The sequence below is a fragment of the Candidatus Dormiibacterota bacterium genome, from assembly GCA_035544955.1.
In the GTDB taxonomy this organism is placed as follows: Bacteria; Chloroflexota; Dormibacteria; order CF-121; family CF-121; genus CF-13.
The window spans coordinates 182,612-203,000 of record DASZZN010000012.1; the positions used below are offsets into that span (position 1 = coordinate 182,612).

General features: G+C 64.2%; 17 protein-coding genes and 1 tRNA gene. 10 read left to right on the forward strand and 8 right to left on the reverse strand.

Annotated elements, in window-relative coordinates:
• Positions 1–5: 5 nt before the first annotated feature.
• Positions 6–1,319: a cytosine deaminase gene (codA, locus tag VHK65_04925; GenBank protein ID HVS05493.1), complete on the reverse strand. Its 1,314-nt coding sequence runs from the start codon at positions 1,317–1,319 to the stop codon at positions 6–8.
• 35 nt (positions 1,320–1,354) lie between these two features.
• Between codA and VHK65_04930 the strand changes: the two genes are divergently transcribed.
• Positions 1,355–2,821, forward strand: coding sequence for a cytosine permease (locus VHK65_04930; GenBank protein HVS05494.1), 1,467 nt, complete (start codon positions 1,355–1,357; stop codon positions 2,819–2,821).
• Between the two features lie 14 nt (positions 2,822–2,835).
• Here the strand turns inward: VHK65_04930 and VHK65_04935 are convergent, their stop codons facing one another.
• Genes VHK65_04935 through VHK65_04945 form a run of 3 tightly spaced genes read right to left on the reverse strand, consistent with a single transcriptional unit; the run spans position 2,836 to position 5,712 of the window.
• The gene (locus VHK65_04935; protein ID HVS05495.1) at positions 2,836–3,906 is read right to left on the reverse strand and encodes a ketopantoate reductase family protein; all 1,071 of its coding nucleotides are present in this window, start codon (positions 3,904–3,906) and stop codon (positions 2,836–2,838) included.
• A complete protein-coding gene (gene plsY, locus VHK65_04940; protein HVS05496.1) occupies positions 3,906–4,529 on the reverse strand; it encodes a glycerol-3-phosphate 1-O-acyltransferase PlsY in 624 nt (207 codons plus the stop codon). The genes VHK65_04935 and plsY overlap by 1 nt, the downstream gene beginning before the upstream one ends.
• 52 nt (positions 4,530–4,581) lie before the next feature.
• The gene (locus tag VHK65_04945; GenBank protein HVS05497.1) at positions 4,582–5,712 is read right to left on the reverse strand and encodes a HAMP domain-containing sensor histidine kinase; all 1,131 of its coding nucleotides are present in this window, start codon (positions 5,710–5,712) and stop codon (positions 4,582–4,584) included.
• 41 nt (positions 5,713–5,753) lie between these two features.
• On the opposite strand from VHK65_04945, the gene VHK65_04950 reads away from it, so the two are divergent.
• The gene (locus VHK65_04950) at positions 5,754–6,227 is read left to right on the forward strand and encodes a PaaI family thioesterase (protein ID HVS05498.1); all 474 of its coding nucleotides are present in this window, start codon (positions 5,754–5,756) and stop codon (positions 6,225–6,227) included.
• 2 nt (positions 6,228–6,229) lie between these two features.
• Positions 6,230–7,378 carry an acyl-CoA dehydrogenase family protein gene (locus VHK65_04955; protein HVS05499.1) on the forward strand — a complete coding sequence of 383 codons (1,149 nt, stop codon included), beginning with the start codon at positions 6,230–6,232 and terminating at the stop codon, positions 7,376–7,378.
• A 322-nt stretch (positions 7,379–7,700) separates the two neighbouring features.
• Here VHK65_04955 and VHK65_04960 read toward each other — a convergent pair whose 3' ends face one another.
• Entirely contained in the window at positions 7,701–8,747 is a 1,047-nt protein-coding gene (locus VHK65_04960; protein ID HVS05500.1) for a DUF3800 domain-containing protein, read from the reverse strand.
• 26 nt (positions 8,748–8,773) lie between these two features.
• Positions 8,774–9,553, reverse strand: a complete 780-nt coding sequence (locus VHK65_04965) for a hypothetical protein (protein HVS05501.1) — start codon at positions 9,551–9,553, stop codon at positions 8,774–8,776.
• A 133-nt stretch (positions 9,554–9,686) separates the two neighbouring features.
• Here VHK65_04965 and VHK65_04970 point away from each other — a divergent pair.
• The 5 genes from VHK65_04970 to hemW all read left to right on the forward strand — a co-directional run bounded on the left by VHK65_04970 (position 9,687) and on the right by hemW (position 16,267).
• A tRNA-Thr gene (locus VHK65_04970) sits at positions 9,687–9,761 on the forward strand.
• A 385-nt stretch (positions 9,762–10,146) separates the two neighbouring features.
• Entirely contained in the window at positions 10,147–12,237 is a 2,091-nt protein-coding gene (locus tag VHK65_04975) for a magnesium chelatase subunit D family protein (protein HVS05502.1), read from the forward strand.
• Entirely contained in the window at positions 12,237–13,268 is a 1,032-nt protein-coding gene (locus VHK65_04980; protein HVS05503.1) for an ATP-binding protein, read from the forward strand. Before VHK65_04975 ends, VHK65_04980 begins: the two co-directional genes overlap by 1 nt.
• A 78-nt stretch (positions 13,269–13,346) precedes the next feature.
• Positions 13,347–15,149, forward strand: coding sequence for a translation elongation factor 4 (lepA, locus tag VHK65_04985; GenBank protein ID HVS05504.1), 1,803 nt, complete (start codon positions 13,347–13,349; stop codon positions 15,147–15,149).
• Positions 15,149–16,267: a radical SAM family heme chaperone HemW gene (hemW, locus tag VHK65_04990; protein ID HVS05505.1), complete on the forward strand. Its 1,119-nt coding sequence runs from the start codon at positions 15,149–15,151 to the stop codon at positions 16,265–16,267. The genes lepA and hemW overlap by 1 nt, the downstream gene beginning before the upstream one ends.
• Here hemW and VHK65_04995 read toward each other — a convergent pair.
• Positions 16,240–17,529, reverse strand: coding sequence for an MFS transporter (locus VHK65_04995; GenBank protein ID HVS05506.1), 1,290 nt, complete (start codon positions 17,527–17,529; stop codon positions 16,240–16,242). The genes hemW and VHK65_04995 overlap by 28 nt on opposite strands.
• A 43-nt stretch (positions 17,530–17,572) precedes the next feature.
• Here VHK65_04995 and VHK65_05000 point away from each other — a divergent pair, with 43 nt between their 5' ends.
• Positions 17,573–18,649: a metalloregulator ArsR/SmtB family transcription factor gene (locus VHK65_05000; protein HVS05507.1), complete on the forward strand. Its 1,077-nt coding sequence runs from the start codon at positions 17,573–17,575 to the stop codon at positions 18,647–18,649.
• Here VHK65_05000 and VHK65_05005 read toward each other — a convergent pair.
• Positions 18,646–19,224, reverse strand: coding sequence for a DsbA family protein (locus tag VHK65_05005; GenBank protein HVS05508.1), 579 nt, complete (start codon positions 19,222–19,224; stop codon positions 18,646–18,648). The genes VHK65_05000 and VHK65_05005 overlap by 4 nt on opposite strands.
• Before the next feature lie 108 nt (positions 19,225–19,332).
• On the opposite strand from VHK65_05005, the gene hrcA reads away from it, so the two are divergent.
• On the forward strand, positions 19,333–20,373 hold the full coding sequence (gene hrcA, locus VHK65_05010) for a heat-inducible transcriptional repressor HrcA (protein ID HVS05509.1): 1,041 nt from the start codon (positions 19,333–19,335) through the stop codon (positions 20,371–20,373).
• Positions 20,374–20,389 lie beyond the last annotated feature (16 nt).

Here is a 20,389-nt window from a genome sequence, read left to right on the forward strand (position 1 = left end):
GAATTCTATAGCTTGGGTCCGGTCGTAACATCACCATCCCTCCTGTCGGGCATGAAGTCGACTCGCTCCTCCCGGCCCTTCCAGACAACGATGTGTTCGCCGGGGTCGGTGCGGGCGACCACCCGGCCACCCCGGATAACAAGCCGGCGCGGCGCCAGGAGCCGAATCGCGTCGCTTTCGCCGGGCGCGTCGAACAACACGAGGTCCGCGCGACACCCCGGCTCGAGACCATAGTCCCGGAGTCCCAATGTTCGCGCGCCATTCACCGTGATCATGTCGATCAGCGTCCGCAGCTCCTCGTACCCCGACATCTGTCCGTAGTGGGCGAGGGTAAAGGCCGCCTGGAGGGGATCGGCCTTCCCGAGGGGATACCAGGGGTCCATCACCGAGTCGTGGCCAAGACAGACATTGACCCCGGCGGCCAGCATCTCCTTGACGCGGGTGTGCCCACGCCGGATGGGGTAGTGATCGAAGCGACCCTGGAGGACGGCGTTGTCAAGCGGGTTGGTCACCATGTGCAAGCCGGCCCGGCGAACGTTGACGATCAGCCGGCCGGCGTATGCGTTGTTGTAGGAATGCATCGCGGTCGTGTGGCTGGCCGTGACGCGCCCTTGCATGCTGAGGCGGATGGTCTCGGCCGCGAGCACCTCGAGGAACCGCGAGTGTTCATCGTCGGTTTCGTCGCAATGGATGTCGACCAGCTTGTTGAATTCGTGAGCGAGCGCCACGGCGAACTTCACGGACTGCTCACCGTACTCGCGGGTCAGCTCGAAGTGTGGGATGCCGCCGACCACGTCCGCGCCCATCTCGACCGCCTTCCGCATCAGCGCTTCGCCGTCGGGAAAGGACTGGATGCCTTGCTGGGGAAACGCAACCAGCTGGATCGTGATTTGATCGGCAAACTCCTCCCTTACTTCGAGCAGCGCCCGCAGGGCGGTGAGTTTCGGATCGCAGACGTCGACGTGGCTGCGCACGAAGAGGACCCCGTTGGCGACCTGCCAGCGGAGGACCTGGGCGACGCGGCCCTTCACGTCGTCCACCGTCAGGTCCTTGACCCGCTCGCCCCAGATCGCGATGCCCTCGAAGAGCGAGCCGCTGAGGTTGTGCCGCGGCTGTCCGACGGTGAGCACGGCGTCGAGGTGGATGTGCGGCTCGACCAGGGCTGGCGTGAGCAGGCCGCCCCCGGCATCGATCACCTGGCTTGCGGATGGCTGGGTGCCCGGGGCGCCCGCTGGTGCGATGCGCCCGGCTTCGATGGCCACGCTGGTGAGGGACTTCGACCGCGGCAACCGGGCGTTTTTGATGAGCAGATCGGGCACGTGCGAAGTGTAAGGTTCGGAACGCGGAGAGACTTGTGGCCACCATCAGCGACCTCGACGCGCAAGTCCCGGTTCGTGAAGGCGAATACGGCTCCAGGGTGGCTGCCATCGAGCCGGGAGGCATCGAGTACATCCCCGAGCGCGAGCGTCACGGGAGGCCGTTGCAACTCTTCTGGACCTGGATGTCACCGAACATGGAATTCGCCACGGTCTACGTCGGCGTTATTCCAATGGCCGTGTTCGGTGGGGGATTCTGGCCCACCGTCCTGGGGGTGACGCTCGGCAGCCTGATGGGCGCGATCACCCACGCGCTCCTCTCGACCATGGGACCGCGCTTCGGCGTCCCGCAGATGGTGCAGAGCCGGGCCGCTTTCGGGTACCTAGGCAATTTCCTGCCCGCGGGTCTCAGCTGGATTACCGCCAGCTTTGGCTGGTTTATCGTCAACAGCGTCAGCGGTGCCTTTGCGCTGGTGATCTTGAGCGCGATTCTGAACAACCACCAAGCCGCATTAAGCTTTCCGGTGGCCTTCACGATCATCGTCATCGTGCAGGTCCTGGTGGCCTTCATCGGGCACAACATGATCCACCAATTCGAACGGGTCATCTTCCCTTACCTGGGAGTCGTCTTCGCTCTGGCCACGGTGATCGTCCTGGTGCAAGCGCACCCGGGTGTCGGTTTCAATCCGAACGCGCAGGTTCCGTTCGGGGGCCCCTCTGCCGCGTTCATCCTGGCGGTATTCATCGCCTTTGGGTACGCCATCGGCTGGAACCCATTTGCCTCTGACTACAGCCGGTATCTGCCGACGAAATCCGATCCGATGAAGGTCGCGCTGGCAGCGGGCCTCGGGATCTTCGTCTCGTGTGCGGTCCTGGAGATTGCGGGCGCCGCCATCGCGACTTTTTCGGCGGCGGGCAGCAACCCGACGGAACAGTTCACCGACCCGTTGCCCTTCATCCTGCAAGTCCTGGTTCTCCTCGGAATCGCGCTCGGGGCAATTGCCTCCAATGTCCTCAACATCTATTCAGGCGCGATGGCTTTCCTGACCCTTGGCGTCAAACTGGGGGTGGAAAAACGGCGCGCCATTTCCGCCTGCGTGTTCGGCGCCGTCGGGCTTGTCATCGGGCTTCTCTACCAGGCGAACGTCGGAACCAGCAGCAAGTACGAAAGCTTCCTGCTGCTGGTCACCTACTGGATCACGCCGTACCTCGCGGTCGTGATCACCGATTACGTCCTCCATCGCGGCCGGTACCCCGAGTCGGTGTTCTACGACCCTCGCCGTCGATACTGGAAAGGCGTCGTCGCGATGCTGGCCGGCAGCATCGCGACCGTCCCATTCTGGGACCAGCAGGCGCCGGTTCCGCTGGGCTGGGTTCCGACCAACGCCCCGCAGTTAGGCGATCTGAGCTTCTTTGCCGGGGCGATAGTGGCCACGGTCGTTTACCTGGCGCTGTACCTTGTGGGCCGCCCGTCATCGAACGCGCGGGTCGCGGCGCGAACGTAGGCGCGATCCGAACGCTAGAGCTTTAACGCCGTTCGAAGGAGCGCTTTCAGCCGGTCGGGTTGCCGGCGATAGCGCTCCCATTCGGACGGCACCTTCGTCGACTTCTCCAGGATGGCCCAGAGCACGGAGTTGACCGGCGTGGGCACATCGTAGCGGCCGCCCGCGTCGACGACCGCGCCATTCAGGAAGGCGGCTTCCGTCCTGCCCTTGCCGCGGCTCAGGTCCCACCACAGGGAGGGCATCTTATTACCCCGGGCGCCGCCGAGCCGGGGTTCGAGCAGCATCTGGGCCAGCAGTGCCGGCAGGCTCATCGCGCGCCGCAGCGTGGGCGCCGGCAAGCCGGGGAGCGCGACGACGGCGACGCGCATGCGGTCCATGACGGCGGTAGCCTCGCGGAACGCCGCGCGCTCGTAGCGGAACAGCTCGCTGTCCGAAAAGATGTGGCTCGGCGGCAGGTCCAGGATGGCGCTCTGGGCATTCCCAAGGAGGTTGAAGAGGAGCTTTGACCACTTCATCGCGCGAAAGTCGGTGTAGCGTCGGGCCTTGAAGCCGGAATCGCGCAGCTTGCGGACGAGCGGGCCGACATTGACTTCAGGTGAGACCGGAGCGAGCGCCAATCCGCCGCGCCGCGAGTGCAACTGGATCGTGCCCGGCTCATCCAGGCTGACCGGCACCGTCAGGCTTCCGGCCAACAGCGCCTGCTCCGGCAGCGCCGCGGCGATCGCTTCCTCGTTGCCCACGCCATTTTGAAAGCTGCCGAGGATCGTGCCCGGGCGTAGCACCAGTTGCAGTTGGTCGATCGCGTCCAGCGTGTCGTAGCCCTTGACGGTAAGAAAGACATAGTCGAATGGGCCGACGGCCTCCGCGATGGTCGGTCGCGCTGACCGGACCGATTGGCTGCTGACCTTACCCGCCGAGACCATGCGCACCCCGTCGCGCGTGACGGCTTCGACGTGCGAGGCCCGCCCCACCAGTGTGACCTCACTGCCGGCTTGGGCCAGGCGAGCGCCAAGCAGGGAGCCCACCGCCCCGGCGCCGAAGAAGAGGAAGCGAAGTGGCGGCGCCGCCGCCGGACGCTCGGGCATCAGTGTGCCGTGATCTTCAACTCTCGGCCATGCGCGAGCCGCTCGATGTTGGTCCGGTGCCGGATCAGCACCAGGCCAGCGAGGGTGACCCCGAGGATGATCACCGACCAGCCGACTGGCCGCCATGCCTGCCAGCCGATCAGGTGAAGCACGATCAAGCTGACGAAGCCCACGGCCACCGCGCTCAAGGAGGCGACCGACGCCACCTTGGTGAGGCGGATGATCAGGAACCAGGTCGTAAGCGCGAGCACGAGCGCCACCGGGGCGAGCGCCAGCAGCACACCGCCGGACGTCGCGACGCCCTTACCACCCTTGAAGCGCAGGTACAGGGGCCAGTTGTGCCCGATCACCGCCGCCAGCCCGATCGCCGCCAGCGCGATCTCGTTGTCCCCCAGGCCAAGCGCGATCCCGATCATGACCGGGATGAAGCCCTTCAGCCCGTCAGCGATGAGGGTCAGGGTAAAGGCGCCCGGACCGCCGGCGCGAAAGACGTTGGCGGCCCCGATGTTGCCGCTGCCGAGCTTGCGAAGGTCCTGGTTACGATAGACCTTCATCACCAGCCAGCCAGAAGGAACGGAGCCGAGGAGATAGCCGAAGGCCAGCAGCGCGAGCACTTTCAGCATTGGGGGCAGTCCTTACGGACGCCTCAACTATAGATCGCGGCCTTTACGGTTGTCACGCCTGTCCGCTATCACCTTTCTGGTCCAGCCTAGGCAATTCGAGCGTGAACTCACTTCCCGCTCCGGGACGGCTGTCCACTAGCGCCCGCCCACCGTGCGCGAGGGCCACCTCCCGCACCAGGTAGAGGCCGATCCCCATTCCGACCAGGTGGCGATTGGCGTCGGTCTCGATCCTGGCAAAGCGTTTGAAGAGCTGACCTTGAGTCTCCAGCTCGATCCCAAAGCCGTCGTCGAGGACGCTGACGCGCCAGGTGCCGTCACTCTCGGTCAGGCCGACGTCGATCCGGCCACTGGGGCCGGGCCGGAACCGGACGGCATTGTCCAGCAGCTCGCGCAGGGCCAGGTGCAGCCAGTAGGGGTTGCCGGTGACGAACGCGAGGGGGACGTCGAAGCTGAAGTCGATTGCCAGGTCCGCAGAGCGGCGCTGCTGATCTTTGACGATGGGTTCCAGCAGCCCGACCAGGTCGATCGGCTCTCGCGGCATCGAGGGCCCAAGCTCGTCGAAGCGGCCGACCAGGCTCATATCCATGATCAGGCGGCTGAGCTGGCACGCCTTCTCGTAAATGCGCGCGCCGGCCAGCTTCTGGTGCTCGGGACTCAGCCCGCCCTGGGCCAGCAGCGAGCCGTAGCCCAGGATCACGCCCAGCGGGGTCCGCAATTCGTGCGCGGCCATGTTCAGGAACTCGGTCTTGGCGGCGTTGGTCTCGCGAAGACGCGCCACGTCGGTGTCGAGCGAGGTGGCCGGGCTCGCGACCAGACCCGTCAGAAAGTATTCGACGGCACGGCCCCGGCCCTTGAGGGGACGGATGAACCACTCCCAGGTCTGGCCGTCGATGATCACCGCGGCCGCGAACGCTCGACCGCTGGTGGCGACGGAGCGAAAGGGACGAGGGTCGGACAGTGGATGTGCGGGCGGCAACAGGGAGGAGATGGTGAGACCGGCCGCATCCGCTCGTTGCAACACGCGCGCCATCAACTCATTGAGCGCGAGCGCCCGAAGATCGCCGGCCTCGATGACGGCGAGCGGGATGGGCATCGCCTGGAGCAATTCGCTAACCGGCGTGTCGAAGCGTTCCGCGAGTGCGGTTTCTAGCAGCTGTGCAATCGCTTCCGTGCGTCGGTCCACGCGCAGGTTTCTCCCAGATCGGCTGATAAACTGGTCGCGGCGTGCAAGACCCCGACAAACTCAATGATGAAACCACATACCAGCGCTGCTTCGCCTGCGGCCGCCGCAACGAATCGGGGCTCAAACTGACCTTTCGGCGTGAGGGCGAGCGCATCATCGCGGACTACCTGCCGTCTGAGCGGTACCAGGGATTCCCGGGCGTGCTTCACGGCGGGATCCTGGCCACGATGCTCGATGAAACGATGAGTCGCACCGGTGCGCTTCGCCGCGAATGGCTGATGACAGGCAAGATCGACATCCGCTTTCGGCGGCCGGCCCCGATCGACCAGCCGCTGCGAGTCTGGGGGGAGATCGCGCGAGAGCGAGCCGGCGCCGTTGCCGCCATCGGCGCGGTCGAGTTGATAGACGGCACGGTGCTGGCCGAGGCGCGCGGCATGTTCGTGCGGATGCCAGACGAGCTGGCGAACGCGACCGTCGACCAGTACCCGGAGTTCGTTCACTACTGGCAAAGCTAGGCGTGCCGCGTTCGCACCTCTTCGCGCCGGAGCACGAGGAGTTCCGAGGCACCGTCCGCCGCTTCATCGATAAGGAGGTCCGTCCTCACGTCGATGAATGGGAAGAAGCCCAGCAATTCCCGCGCGAATTGTTCACGCGATTCGGCGCGCTGGACCTTCTGGGCCTGAAGTATCCGGAGCAATACGGCGGAACGAACGCCGGCGTCGCCTACGAAGCGATTCTGTTCGAGGAGCTCGCCCGCTGCGGCTCGGGAGGGGTGGCGGCTGGGATCGGGGCTCATGTGGCGATTGCGACGCCGCCGATCAATGAATTCGGCAACGACGCTCAGCGCCAGCTCTGGTTGCCTCCCGCGATCAAAGGCGAGAAGATCGTCGCGCTCGGCGTGACGGAGCCATCGGGCGGCTCGGACATCGCGCATGTGCAGACCATCGCCCGCCGTGACGCTGATGCCTACATCGTCACCGGCACCAAGATGTTCATCACCAACGGTGTCAGCGCCGACCTGGTCGTCATCCTGGTCCGGACGAAGCCGGAGGGTGGCCACCAGGGGTTATCGGTTCTCGTCGTCGAGCGCGGGACGCCCGGCTTCAGCGTCGGACGCAAGCTGAACAAGCTGGGCTGGCGTGCGTCGGACACGGCGGAGCTCGTCTTCCAGGACTGCCGCGTGCCGGTCGAGAACCGGCTCGGGGAGGAGAACGGCGGGTTCTATCAGGCGGTCGGGAATTTTCAGTGGGAGCGGCTGTGGATCGCGATTGGCGCGGTGGCTTCTGCCCAGCGAAGTCTCGAGCTGGCCGTCGAGTACGCGGCGAACCGGACGCAGTTTGGCAAAACGCTCACCTCGATGCAGGTGATTCGGCACGAGATCGCCGACATGGCGCTGATGATCGAGCAGGCGCGCCAGCTGACCTACTACGCGCTCTGGCTCCATTCGCAGAAAATGCCCTGCGTGAAGGAGGTCTCAATGGCGAAGATCGCCGCGACGGAGGCCGACGTGAAGGTTGCCGACCGCGCGCTGCAGATCCACGGTGGATACGGCTACATGATGGAGTATCCGATCCAGCGTGCCTGGCGCGATGCTCGACTCGGCCCGATCGGCGCAGGCACGAACGAGATCATGCGCGAGATCATCGCTAAGGAACTGGACCTATAGCGTGAGCGATGCGTTTCAGGGGCGGAGTAGCTTCTGCGCCGTATCAGGCCCAGCCGAAGTTTGGTCCCACCTTCTTGCGACCGGCACCGCACTAATTGCGCCTCAGGAACGCACGATCCACAGTCGCCCTGCAACTTCGTCACGGTTGCGCTAGGATGCGCCACGGACCCGGCGAGCGGTTTCTCGTAACGACCCTGCTACAAAGGCAAACCAATAAGCATACCAACTATTTGACAATTCCGCCTGACCGCCCCTATACTCACCTAGCAATGGGCTGGGTCGACCTACCCAGTCGGCGGAAGAGGTGGCGAAAGCTGCCTCTTCAGCTTTTCCAGATCTCTTTGTAACGGTCGTCCCAGGGAAGAATTTTCAAACCAAGAATCGAGTGCTTGGTTTCCTGCCCCAGGCAAAGTTTCGTTCTGAATACAGGCCATCGGTCGGGTGTCGAAGTGGGATTCAAGACCTTTTCCCCGCAGGGTCGTGCAAGCAAGTCGGCAAGCTCCAATCCTGTCAGCGTGTCTTTCTTGGTGCGAAACAGCATTCCCGGCGGCAGTCTTTGTCGAAACCAGGTAGGCGCGATGTATGTAGTGCCGTCGAGGTGGAGGCGCGCAAATTCATACTGAAGGGCCGCATCCTCCTTTGGTCCACGAGCTTCAACAACGACCGACGCGCGAGCTCCGCCAAAGTCGTTTTCGAGAACCATTAGTAAACGTTCCATTAAGAAATCGAGGCTCATCAAATACGGATGTGCCGGAAGGCTAATGTCAGGAGACTTGAAGTCGCCCAGCCACTTTCTGTAGTCGGCTCGGTTAATCACACAAGCAACTGCTGCAAATGGCAGTTGATCGATGATTCGATCGAGTGACTCCTTCAATTGTTGGCGTTTGGCAATGGAGCCTCCGAATGGGCCGAGGCCTTGTCGGAAATCCGGCTCATGAACAATGATCTTGCTCGACCCAAAGGTGTTCCTCTTCCACCGGCGCCACTCTCTTGATACCGTCAGGTGGTCAGCGTCTCGAATGAGGACGGCTGCTAAAACGAATGCTCCAAAGCTATCGTTCGCCGCAAGCGAATGAGATCCGCACTCATCGACAAAGACGGTGCAAGTCGTGGTAGTTTGCTGCGCGGTAGGCCTTCGTCGGGGAACAATTCGGCCTCCGACCTGCTGAGCCAGGGTTTGGCGCTCGCCTTCACCACGGTCCAGCGCTTGCCGAAGTCCGGGGTCTGCGGCGAATTCGTTATCTTGTCGCAACCTCGCTGCAAGCTGCAGCAGGCTGAGATAACTTTCCTGTTTGTCGAGACGGCGTTTGCTTACGCGGGCATCCCGTGTCCGCTCTAGCTCTTCGGGACTCGATTCCTTTGACGCCATCCTCGTGGTGTTCCAGCCTGACTCCCCTAGGCCTCGGCGTCTTGTGGATTCTCGGCCGAGCCTTGTCCCTTCGCAGGACCGGCCGGCTCCTCAACTGGGTTGGGCGCAGCCTCAGGTGCCCGCGGAGTGTCCGAAAACCTAACCGTGGACGGATCAGTCCAAACTAACGACGGACCGTGTCGGGAAGACTTCAGGAAGTCTGGGTCTCTGAGCACTATTGAGTTCGCAAGCTGCTGCCAGATGTTTGCCAGACGTAGCCTCGAAGGATCACCGCCAACAACAACCGAGGCACCGCCGGGAAAACGCAGCGTGTATTGGCCCTCTCGCGAACTATCGGCTGTGACTTCCACATCTTCAACCAATTTCCAAACACCGGCGCGTTCCCTTTCAAACCGCTTCGGATACCGCTTCAGCGTCTGAACAAGCGTCGCATACGCTCCACGGCTATTTGTTGGAAGCTTGCCCGCCCGGCGGAGGGTTTTGATGAGCTCGGTCAGCCGCGCCTCTCCTCCGAGCGATCTAAGAATCGCTGCTGAAGCATCCGCAATTGTCATGTTTGCCAGGTCTTTAGGCGGAGGCTGGCTCGCGTCCGCTGGTCGCGCATACTGACTGAACAGCTCGATAAAGGCTCTGATTTTGGAAAGCCGCTCCTCCACAGCCGTGAGCTCGAGTTCGAGTTCCCGCATTCTTTGACCGAGCTGCTCCTCGTCTGCTCGGGCCCGGCCGATTAAGTCCTGCTCGTTAGCAGAAGCCAAAGCCGATTGCTCCGACTGGATCGCGCTGGCTTTCTTGGATATCTTCTCCATGTTCGCATTCTAAGCCCTGCATGTTGGTTTATCAACAAGGTACTAACACTAGGCCTAGTGGTTTCGTAATGTCTCACCCACGAGGGGCTGATTTCCTAAGGCATCCAGGAGTCTATAATCGTGTTCCAGCGTGGTGAAGTTAGCTTAGCCTGGCCTAAAGCAGGGGACCAGTAATCCTTGATCATGGGTTCAAATCCCATACTTCACCCGCTGTATAACATTGACTTGTTCACTCTTGCTATTTGTATAAATAGGCCACTGGTCCCTGCTTTGGTGGCCAAAGCGCAAAGAAGCCCCCATCGGGGGGCTTTTTGTTTTGAGAGGGATTGCCAGCTTTTGCTGAGTACTGCTCCTCGGGTCTGACGCTGGCAGCGCCCGGAGTGGCGTGGATTGCCACGTTCGCTGTTCGCGTAGACATCTTGTTCTTGAGAATTTGATGAATCAGCTTGCCCTCATGTTCCTGCGGAAGTTCAATTAATCGGTGACGGCGCCCAGGCGTGGCGTCACAGGTAACGGTTTCGACCGGCGAACTTAAAGCTGTCGTCCACACTGACCGGTGTTTCCACCGAACGGCGTCTGGCTAGACTCACGTTGTGCCCTTTGAATTGACTTTGCCGTTTTCCGCGATCGTCGGTCAGGAGCAGATGAAGCGTGCCCTGATGCTTAACGCAGTCGATCCGGCGATCGGCGGGGTGCTGATTCGCGGCGACCGGGGTACGGCGAAGTCATCCGCGGCAAGAGCGCTGGCCCGCCTGCTGCCCGACTACGACGCGGTCGAGGGATGTCCTTATCGATGTGACCCGGCAACTCCGTCGCACTACTGCGATGACTGCCGGCGCCGCGCCCAGGCGGGGCCGCTGCCTGTCGCGCGGCTGCCGATGCGGATCATCGACCTCCCCATCAATGCCTCGGAAGACCGGCTCGTCGGGTCGATCGACATCGAGGCGGCGGTCAGGGCAGGGATGCGCCGATTCCAGCCCGGCGTACTGGCGGAAGCGAATCGCAACCTTCTCTATGTCGATGAGGTCAACCTCCTCGACGACCACCTCGTGGACGTCCTGCTCGACGCCGCGGCGATGGGCATCAACGTTGTTGAGCGCGAGGGGATGTCAGTGGTTCACCCCTCCCATTTCATCCTGGTCGGCACCATGAACCCCGAAGAGGGAGAGCTGCGACCGCAACTTTTGGACCGGTTCGGGTTGTGCGTCGATGTCATCACCCTGACCGACATCGACCAGCGGCTGCGCGTCATGGAGCTCGAGCGCGATTTCCTGCAGAGCCCGCAGTCCGTTCACAAAGCGGCGGCGGAACGGGAGGCCACGCTGCGCGACCTGCTTCAGGAGGCAACCGGCCGTCTCGCAGGCGTCTCGCTCCCGGATGCGATCCGCACGCTGATCGCCCGGCTATGCCTCGACGGTTCGGTGGCCGGGCACCGGGCCGACCTGGTCGTGGCACGCACCGCTCGGGCAATCTGTGCGCTGCGCGGCGCACCGGTTGTCGAACTGCCCGACGTGCTCGAAGCGCTCGAGCTCGCGCTTGCCCATCGCCGGCGTGAGCCCTTGACCGACAAGCAACTCCAGGTGCAGGAACTCGCCTCGCGTGCCGCCGAACAGCTGGTGCAGATCCAGGCCGCTGCCCCTACCGAGACAACCCAGGCCGTGCGCTCCGACGTGACGCAGCAGGAAGGCGCATCCGGCGGCGAGTCCAACGAAGGCTGGACGACTTCGGAATCACGCGAGTCTCCCAGCAACGAGTCGATGGATCCCGACGCAGACGCGGTCATTCAGCTGCGGACCTTTGCCGTCAAGAAGTTGGACCTGCCCCGCGAGCGCCAGGCGCGTCGCGCGGCCGGCAAGCGGACCTCGACGAAAAGCGAGACGAAGCGCGGCCGGTATGTGCGCAGCTCGCAGGCGGAGAAGGTCACGGATGTCGCGTTCGATGCGACGGTCCGCGCCGCCGCGCCCCACCAGCTCAGCCGCCGGCAGGCCGCGCCGGATGCCGCCAACCAGCTCCAGCTGGAGACCCAGGATCTTCGTCAGAAAGTTCGCGAGCGCAAAACCGGAAATCTGATCGTCTTCGTGGTCGACGCGTCTGCATCGATGGATGCCGAGCAACGGATGCTCGCCACCAAGGGGGCCATCCTCTCACTGCTCCGGCATGCTTACGTCCGTCGCGACAAGGTGGCGCTCGTCGCCTTCAGTGGCCGCAACGCACGCGTCGTCTTGCGTCCAACCTCTAGCGTGGACCTTGCCGAGCGCCGGCTGGAACGGCTCAGCATCGGGGGGACCACGCCGCTCACCCACGGATTGATGACCGGCTTGAAATTGATCAAAACGGAGCGGCTGCGAGATCCCCACGTCTATCCGCTGCTGGTGCTCATCAGCGACGGACGGGGCAACATCAGTCTCTTCGGCGAAGAGCCGCTGCTCGAAGCGCAGCGCATGGCCGGCCAGATCAAGCAGGAAGGTGTTCGGGCGATGGTGATCGACTCGACCCGCGACTTCGGCAGCCAGCCGGGTTATCCGCGAAACCGGGTGACGAGCCTCTACGGCGCCTATGCCTTCAATGTGTGCGGCGACCTGGCCGAGCGCCTCGGCGGCCGGTACTACGGCCTGTTCGATCTCTCGCAAAGTTCGATCGTCGACAGTGTCCAGCGTGAGATGCTTAGGACGGGTTCAGCCTGATGGAACGATTCGTTTACCCTTTCAGCGCGATCGTCGGGCAGGACAAGATGAAGCTCGCGCTTGTCCTGAATGCGATCCATCCTGCGATCGGCGGCGTGTTGATCCGGGGCGAGAAAGGCACGGGCAAGTCAACGGCCGTGCGGGCGCTCGCCCGCTTGCTCCCCGAACTCAACGTCGTGGCGGACTGCCTCTACCGCTGCGACCCGGACGCGACCGAGTCACTCTGCTCGGATTGCCAGGATCGGTTGGCCCGCGGCGAGGTGTTGCCGCGCGCCCGACGCCGCATGCGCGTCGTCGAGCTTCCGATCAATGCCTCGGAGGACCGGGTGGTTGGGGCGATCGATATCGAGGCGGCGATCAAGAGCGGCGAGCGCCGCTTCGAGCCGGGCGTCCTGGCCGAGGCGAACCGCAACATTCTGTATGTCGATGAAGTGAACCTGCTCGACGACCATCTGGTCGATGTGCTGCTCGATGCCGCGGCCATGGGTGTGAACGTGGTGGAGCGCGAAGGGATTTCGATCTGGCATCCGGCGCGCTTCATCCTGGTCGGCACGATGAACCCCGAAGAAGGCGACCTTCGCCCGCAGTTGCTCGACCGATTCGGCCTGACGGTCGATGTCGAAGGCATCAAGGACATCGGGCAACGGGTTCAGATCGTCGAGCGTCGGGAGGAATGGGAATCACACCCGGCCGAATTCAGCCAGCGCTTCGCCGAGCAGGATGCCGACATCGGGACGCGGATCGCCGAGGCGATCGTCCGCTTTCCACATGTCGCCATGCCGCCTGGGATCCTTCGCGCGCTCGCCGAGCTCAACGTCAGCCTGCAGGTGGACGGGCATCGTGCCGATCTGGTGGGGCGCAAGGCGTCCCAGGCGCTGGCCGCCTACCGCGGGGTCCCCGAAGTCGGTGTCCCGGAGGTCAACGAGGTGGCGGAGATGGTCCTGGCGCACCGGGTGAAAGCCGGTGGCCGCCGGGAGCTCGGTAGCATCGCCCAGAACCTTCCCAGCGCCTCCAGGGCCTCCCGCAGCTAGCGGGGGGCCCCCACCATGCCCTTCTCTCGGACATCGAGGGGATGGGGATAAATCCCGAGTGCCCGATAAACTCCGTGGGTGTCCACTCCGACCCACCTGACCCGCGCGATCTCCGTGATCGCGCACGTCGATCACGGCAAGACGACGCTGTCCGACCGCCTACTCGAGTACACGGGGACCGTCGCGCCCCGCGACATGGTCGAGCAGGTCCTCGATCAGTTGGATCTAGAGCGCGAGCGCGGGATCACGATCAAGGCGCAGGCGGTCCGCATGCTCTACAAGGCTGACGACGGCAACACCTACCAGATCAACCTGATCGATACGCCAGGCCACGTCGACTTCTCGTACGAGGTCTCGCGCGCTCTGGCCGCCTGCGATGGCGCGATCCTGGTGGTCGATGCCTCGCAAGGGATCGAGGCGCAGACGCTGGCGAACGTGCACCAGGCCCTCGACCACAACCTGAAGATCATCCCGGTGGTCAACAAGATCGACCTTCCGCAGGGGAACCCGGAGCTGGTCCGCGAAGAGATCCAGAAGGTGATCGGGCTGCCGGCCGAATCGGTCATCTTCGCCAGCGCGCGCCAGGGGATCGGAACCAAGGAAATCCTCGAGGCGGTCGTGCGTGAGGTCCCACCGCCGACCGGCGACTCGAACGCGCCGCTGCAGGCCCTGATTTTCGACGCGAAGTTCGACGCCTACCGAGGGGTCGTCACCTACATCCGTGTCCTGGAGGGGACGCTGCGCCCTGGCATGCGCATTCAGATGATGCAGACCGGGAAATCCTTCGAGGTCGACGAGGTCGGCATCTTCCGCCCCGAACGCGAGCCGGTCGACGATCTGTCTGCCGGCGAAGTCGGCTACCTGATCGCGAACATCCGGAATGTCCGCGACTCACGGGTGGGTGACACGGTCACCGATGAGGCCCGGCCGGCGGCGGCGCCGCTTCCGGGTTACCGACATGTCACGCCGATGGTCTTCGCCGGTCTCTTCCCCACAGATACGGAACAGTACGAGCAGCTCAAGGAGGCGCTCGAGAAGCTCCAGCTCAACGACGCCGCGCTGGTCTACGAGCCAGAGTCATCGGCGGCACTCGGCTTTGGTTTCCGCTGTGGCTTTCTCGGGCTGCTGCACATGGAGATCGTGCAGGAGCGTCTCGAGCGTGAGTTCAACCTCACGCTACTCGGCACCGCCCCCACCGTCGAGTACCGAGTGAGGCTTCGCAGCGGCGAAGAAATCCCGGTCGACAATCCGGATCATCTGCCCGATCCTGGCCAGATCGAGGCGATCAGCGAGCCGATGGTGCTGGCGACCATCGTCGTGCCGAGCACCTACGTCGGCAACATGATGGAGCTCAGCCAGGAGCGGCGCGGCCAGTTCCTCAACATGCAGTACGAGCCAGGGGACCGGGTGGTCATCACCTACCGGATGCCGCTGGCGGAGATCATCCACGACTACTACGACCAGCTGAAGTCGCGCAGCAAGGGGTACGCCTCGCTCAACTACGAGCTGGTCGGCTTCGAGGAGGCGAATCTCGTCAAGCTCGACGTGCTCGTCGCCGGCTCGCCGGTCGATGCGCTTTCGATGATCGTCGACCGCAGCAAGGCGCAGGCGCAGGGGCGCCGCCTGGCGGAGAAGCTCAAGACCCTGATTCCACGCCAACTGTTCGAAGTCCCGATCCAGGCCGCGATTGGCGGCAAAATTGTCGCGCGCGAGACCGTGCCGGCGATGCGTAAAGACGTCACGGCCAAGTGCTACGGCGGCGACGTCACCCGCAAGCGCAAGCTGCTCGAGAAGCAGAAGGAAGGGAAGAAGCGACTGAAGCGCGTGGGCAACGTCGAGATCCCGCAGGAGGCCTTCATGGCCGTACTGAGCCTGGACTGATGGAACGCATCCACAGCCTCTACCTGCACGTGCCCTTCTGCACCTGGGTCTGCAAGTACTGCGACTTCAATGCCTACGCGGTCCTCGAGGGCCTCATTCCTCCATATGTCGACGCGCTCAGCCGGGAAATCGAGGTGGCCGGTGGCGAGCATCCCATCGGTCCGCTCGAGACGGTGTTCATCGGTGGCGGCACGCCGAGCTTGCTGACGAGTGCCCAGCTGCGACAGCTGATGGACCGTATTCAGGCGATCGGCCTTGCGCCCGGGGCGGAGGTGACGCTCGAAGCCAACCCGAGCAATGTCACCGCCGACCACGTCGAGGGCTGGCTCACGGCCGGTGTCAATCGGCTCAGCCTCGGCGTGCAGAGTCTGCAGCCGGACGCGCTGCGCTTCCTGGAACGGCTTCATTCAGGGCTGGACGCGATCGCGGCGATCGGCACGGCGCGCGCCGGTGGGTTCGCGAATGTCAGTGCGGATCTGCTCTTCGGGGTTCCCGGCGTGAACCTCGTCGCATGGCTTGACACGCTGGAGTCGGTGCTCGCCGAAGGCATCCAGCATCTCTCGGCGTATGAGCTGACGGTTGAGTCGGGAACACGGCTCGGCCAGGAGGTGAGGACCGGTCTCGTCCAAATGCCCGGTGCGGATGATCAGCTCGAACAGTACTGGGCTGCGGCGTCACGGCTGGAGGCCGCTGGCTACGCGCATTACGAGATCTCGAACTGGGCACGAGCTGGATTTGCGTGCCGCCACAACCTGGCTGCCTGGAACTATCAGCCCTACCTCGGCTGCGGTGCCGGGGCGCATTCGATGTTCCGGCTGGATGACGGAAGCACCGAGCGGCGATGGAACCTGAAAGGGCCGCACGCGTACATCAAGCAGGCGTCAGGCGGCGGCCATGCGCTCCATGGCAACGAGACGTTGTCACCGGAGCGCGCGCGCGGCGAGGCCGCCATGATCGGGGTGCGACTCCTGGAGGGAACCGGTTCGGCCCATGATTTCCCCGAACAACGACGCGAGCTCGTTTCGGCCGGCCTGATTGTCGACGATGCTGGCCAGGTTCGCCTGACCCATCGTGGTGTCGAGTTGGCCAATCAGGTCGGGGCGGCGTTTCTGTCCTGAGGCTCGAAGCTACAGGTGCCCAGCAGGGCCAGAGCTGAGCTTCCCGCAACTATGGCCGCGATCACCAGTGCGATCGCCAAACCGGTTCGCTCGCCGAGCCGTGCCGAAAGGGCCTGTCCCAGGAGACCTCCGAGGAGCGAACCAACGGGTAGCGCCCCGTAACCAATCACGCGCCCGGCCGCACCGACGCGTCCCATCAATTGAGGGGCGATCCGGGTCTGCCGGAAGGTGGTGACGCTGACGTTCCACGTGGTGTTGAAAAAACCGCTGAGGATCAGCGTGCCAAGCAAGAGAGGGATCACCGGCAAGACGGTTCCGGCGGGGATGAGGATGTAGGCGGTGCCCTCGCTGAACGTCGACAGCACGAGGGTGCGGTAGATGCCAAGTCGATTCATGATTCGACGGTTGTAGACCGCGCCCACCAGGCTGGCAAGGCTGCCGATCGCAAAGCAGGCGCCGACGACGGCCGCGGAGAGGTGCATCACCCGGTACAAGAAGATGAGCTGCAGCGCGAGACCCATCATGAGGCCCACATTCGAGACGGCCGCGCCGATCGTGATCCGGACCAGGGCCGGATCTCGCAGAAGAAATCGGACGCCCTCCGCCGCTTCCGCGGCCAGGCTGCGCCGCCGCTCAACAGGCAGTTGGGGCGCGCCGGGATGGGTTGCGCTGATCAGCAGACCGGAGGCGAGGAAGGAAACCGAATCGAGGGCGATCGCGAATGGCGCCGACAGCAGTGTGATGAGCAGTCCCGCCAGGCCTGGCGCTCCAGTCGCGACGGCCTGCTGCGCCACCTCGAGCTTCGCGTTCGCGTCCGCCCAGTCCGCGCGAGGCACCAGCGAAGGGACGTGGGCGGTGGCTGCGAGGTCGAAGAAGACGGTCATACCGCCTACCAGGCCGGCGACCACGAGCAACTGGGGGAAGGTAAGGTGACCCAGTGCGAAGGCCACCGGGATGGAGCCGACCAGGACCGCCCGGCCGAGGTCCGTGACCACCAGGATACGACGCCGCCGAATCCGATCCACCCAGACCCCCGCAAACAATGCGAGAGCGGGCCAGGCGAGCGTCCCGATCGCGTTGAGGAGACCGACCTCTGCGGATGACGCACCGAGGAGCAGGATCGCGACGGTGGGAAGGGCGAGTAACGATATGCGGTCGCCCGCGACGCTGATGGCCCGTGCCGCCCAGAAGAGACGAAAGTCGCGGTGCCGCAAGGCGCCCCGCCGCCCGCCCGATTCCCGGGGCTTCGGCTTACTCGCCATGTTCGGTTTTCACCGAACGCAGCGTATCATGACCACCGAATAGATGGCCAATCCACGCTTGCGGCAGACGGTCAGCGCGCCGCCTCCTTTCGCGGCCGCTCTCGAATCGGGGACGGGCTACGAGGCGCTCCTGGGCCTCTCCATGTTTACCGGCGATGAGCCGCAGGAGTCGTATGAGGTCGGCAAGGCATGGTTCGCGCGGGCACGGGCGGCGGCGTCGCCCGAACTACGGACCGCGCTGAAAAAGCTCATGGGCACCGACGGACCACGATGGTTTCTTCTCCTGGGGATGGTCCACGAGGCGGGCGGTGCCCATGACGTCGAGCGCCTGCTGATGCATCTCCGCGCCACACGCCCGCTCGAAGTCCTGATCGCCCTGATCGGTGGCCGCCTACCGGCGCTGCGGACGACCGAGGGACAGACGCTGGTCAAGGCGGCGCTCGCGGGTCAGGCCAGGGCCAGTGTCGCATTGGCCGCTCGCGACCACGGGAGTGACGCGAAGACCATCAGGGCCCTCCTCGGGATGGGCGCCTTGGAGGTCAAGCGGCTGGCCATCGAGGTGGTCACCAGATGGTACCGGGAGGTTTTCAAACCGATGGGTGACAACGCCGACGCGCTCGCCGCCGACGTCACCGCCAAGACCAGGGTCGCACGCCGGATGTCCCCGAATCAGCTGGTGGATTTTGCGACGGGCGGGATCACGTACGAAGGCGAAGCCGGCATCGACCATGTACTCCTGGTTCCATCGATCGTGACCCGCCCGTGGATCACGATCTCGGATTGGGACAGCACCAAAGTGATTTGCTATCGCGCTGCGGGCGCGGGCGCCGCGGCCGCCGGAGAGCCCGACCGAGATCTGGTCCTCATGTACCGGGCGCTGGGCGATGAGACCCGGCTGCGACTCCTGCGCGAGCTGGCGGCCGGGGACCGGCGCCTGGCCGAGCTCGTTCAGGCTCTTGGCCTATCCAAATCCACGCTTCACGGCCACCTTGCGGTGCTGCGAACGGCCGGGCTGATTCGTCTCAGCATCGGCGCGGAAAAGCGGTATGGCCTGCGACCGGGGCTCCCGGACCTCAACCGCCTGCTCGGCGACTACATCGGACGGACCAACTCGGGTTAGGAGCGAGCTTTGCCTGTATCGCGCCGCGGGACTTCGACCTTCGCCATCACTCGCTCGAATAGCTCGTAGGGCTGCGCGCCCATGATGAGATAGCGGCCGGCGATGACATGGGCCGGGATGCCGTTGATCCCGAGCTGCTCTGCCTCGGCGCGTCGCGCGTCGAGGTAGTCGCCGAATCGATTCTCTTGGACGGCGGCCTCCATCCCCGCGAAATCGACGCCGGCGCGCGCCGCGACGTCCTTCAGAACAGCCATGTCGGAGACGTCTCGACCATCATCCCAGTACGCCTTGAGCAACTCGTGGTGCATAGCGGCAAACCGGCCCTGCTCCCGCGCGAATTCGGCGGCCTGCAGGGTGGGACGGGAGTTGATCAGTCGCTCGTGCAAGCTGAGGTGCAGGCCCACCGCGGCGGCCATTCGATTCACCCCCTCCTGGGCCCTCGCCATGTAAGCCGCGGGCAGGACCTCGTTGCGCGGACGCCCCTCCGGCGGGATCTCGGGGTGCAGCTCGAAGGGCACCCACTCGACCTCGACGTCGTATTCCCGCTCCAGCCGTGCGACTCCGACCGAGTCGATATAGCAGAAGGGTCAGACGTAGTCGGAGTAGATCCGCACGGGGGTGGGCATGAACCGAGGATAGCCGGTACAATTCGAGTTAGCACTCGCTGATCGAGACTGCCAACCATGCTGGAGCCTACCCCGCTCGACGAGCGCAAGCAGCAGATCCTGAAGGCCGTCGTTTCCGACTACACCGTGACGGGGATGCCGGTCGGCTCTCAGGTACTGGCCGCCAAGTACTTCATCGCGCTCTCGTCGGCGACCATCCGCAACGAGCTGGCCGACCTGGTCGGCACCGGGTACCTCCAGCAGCCGCACACGTCGGCCGGCCGGATCCCGACCGATCGCGGCTACCGCTATTTCGTCGACTTCTTGATGGAGCCGGAGGCCGCCTCGGCGACGGTCCGGCGGACGGTGAAGCAGGAGTTCGAAAGCGCACCGCGCAGTGTCGACGGGATCCTGGAAAAGGCGGCGATGGTGCTGTCCCTGGTTACCGAGAACGTGTCTCTGGTCACAGCTCCCGAGGTTAGCGAATCCCGGATCAAGCACATCGACCTGGTCTCGCTCGAACCCCAGTCGGTCCTGATCATCCTCGTGCTGGAGGGCAACCTCATCAAGCAGCAGGTGGTGCATCTCGAACGTGTCACCTCCCAGGAGGACCTGAGCCGGATGGCCGCCATGCTGAACCTCAAGGTCAAGGGCCAGACTGCCGACGAGCTCTCGGGGCGCTTGGACCTGCTCGGCGCCGACAAGGCTGAGCAGCGCCGCATCATCGAGCGGCTGATCGAGTCGATCACGACCCACCAGGCGCAGCGACAGACGGTGGTGCTGCACGACGGCGTGCGCAATCTCCTTCGTCACCCGGAGTTCGTCGAGGTCGGCCGGTTGGAAGAGCTCATGGAATTGCTCGAGCAGGGCGCCCAATTGGCGAGCATTCTGCAGCAGGTCGCGTTCGAGAAGGACGTCGAGATCGTTATCGGGCGCGAGAACACCAGCAGCGGCCTGCGCGAGTGCAGCCTGGTGCTGACCACGTACAAGATGACCGATCGGATCCGTGGCACGATCGGGGTGATCGGGCCGACCCGCATGCATTACGGTCAGGTTGTGGCCCGGGTGCGGCTGGTGAGTCACGCTACTTCCGACGTGCTCGCCCACCTCGGCAACTGATTCGCGGGCCAGGCCT

Coding starts and splice junctions, on each gene's coding strand:
- VHK65_04935 (HVS05495.1), bottom strand. CDS start 3,906: ATGCCCGAGCGTCCGGCGGCGGCGCCGCCACTTCGCTTCCTCTTCTTC.
- plsY (HVS05496.1), bottom strand. CDS start 4,529: ATGCTGAAAGTGCTCGCGCTGCTGGCCTTCGGCTATCTCCTCGGCTCC.
- VHK65_04960 (HVS05500.1), bottom strand. CDS start 8,747: ATGGCGTCAAAGGAATCGAGTCCCGAAGAGCTAGAGCGGACACGGGAT.
- VHK65_04965 (HVS05501.1), bottom strand. CDS start 9,553: ATGGAGAAGATATCCAAGAAAGCCAGCGCGATCCAGTCGGAGCAATCG.
- VHK65_04980 (HVS05503.1), top strand. CDS start 12,237: ATGGAACGATTCGTTTACCCTTTCAGCGCGATCGTCGGGCAGGACAAG.
- hemW (HVS05505.1), top strand. CDS start 15,149: ATGGAACGCATCCACAGCCTCTACCTGCACGTGCCCTTCTGCACCTGG.
- VHK65_04995 (HVS05506.1), bottom strand. CDS start 17,529: ATGGCGAGTAAGCCGAAGCCCCGGGAATCGGGCGGGCGGCGGGGCGCC.
- VHK65_05000 (HVS05507.1), top strand. CDS start 17,573: ATGGCCAATCCACGCTTGCGGCAGACGGTCAGCGCGCCGCCTCCTTTC.
- hrcA (HVS05509.1), top strand. CDS start 19,333: ATGCTGGAGCCTACCCCGCTCGACGAGCGCAAGCAGCAGATCCTGAAG.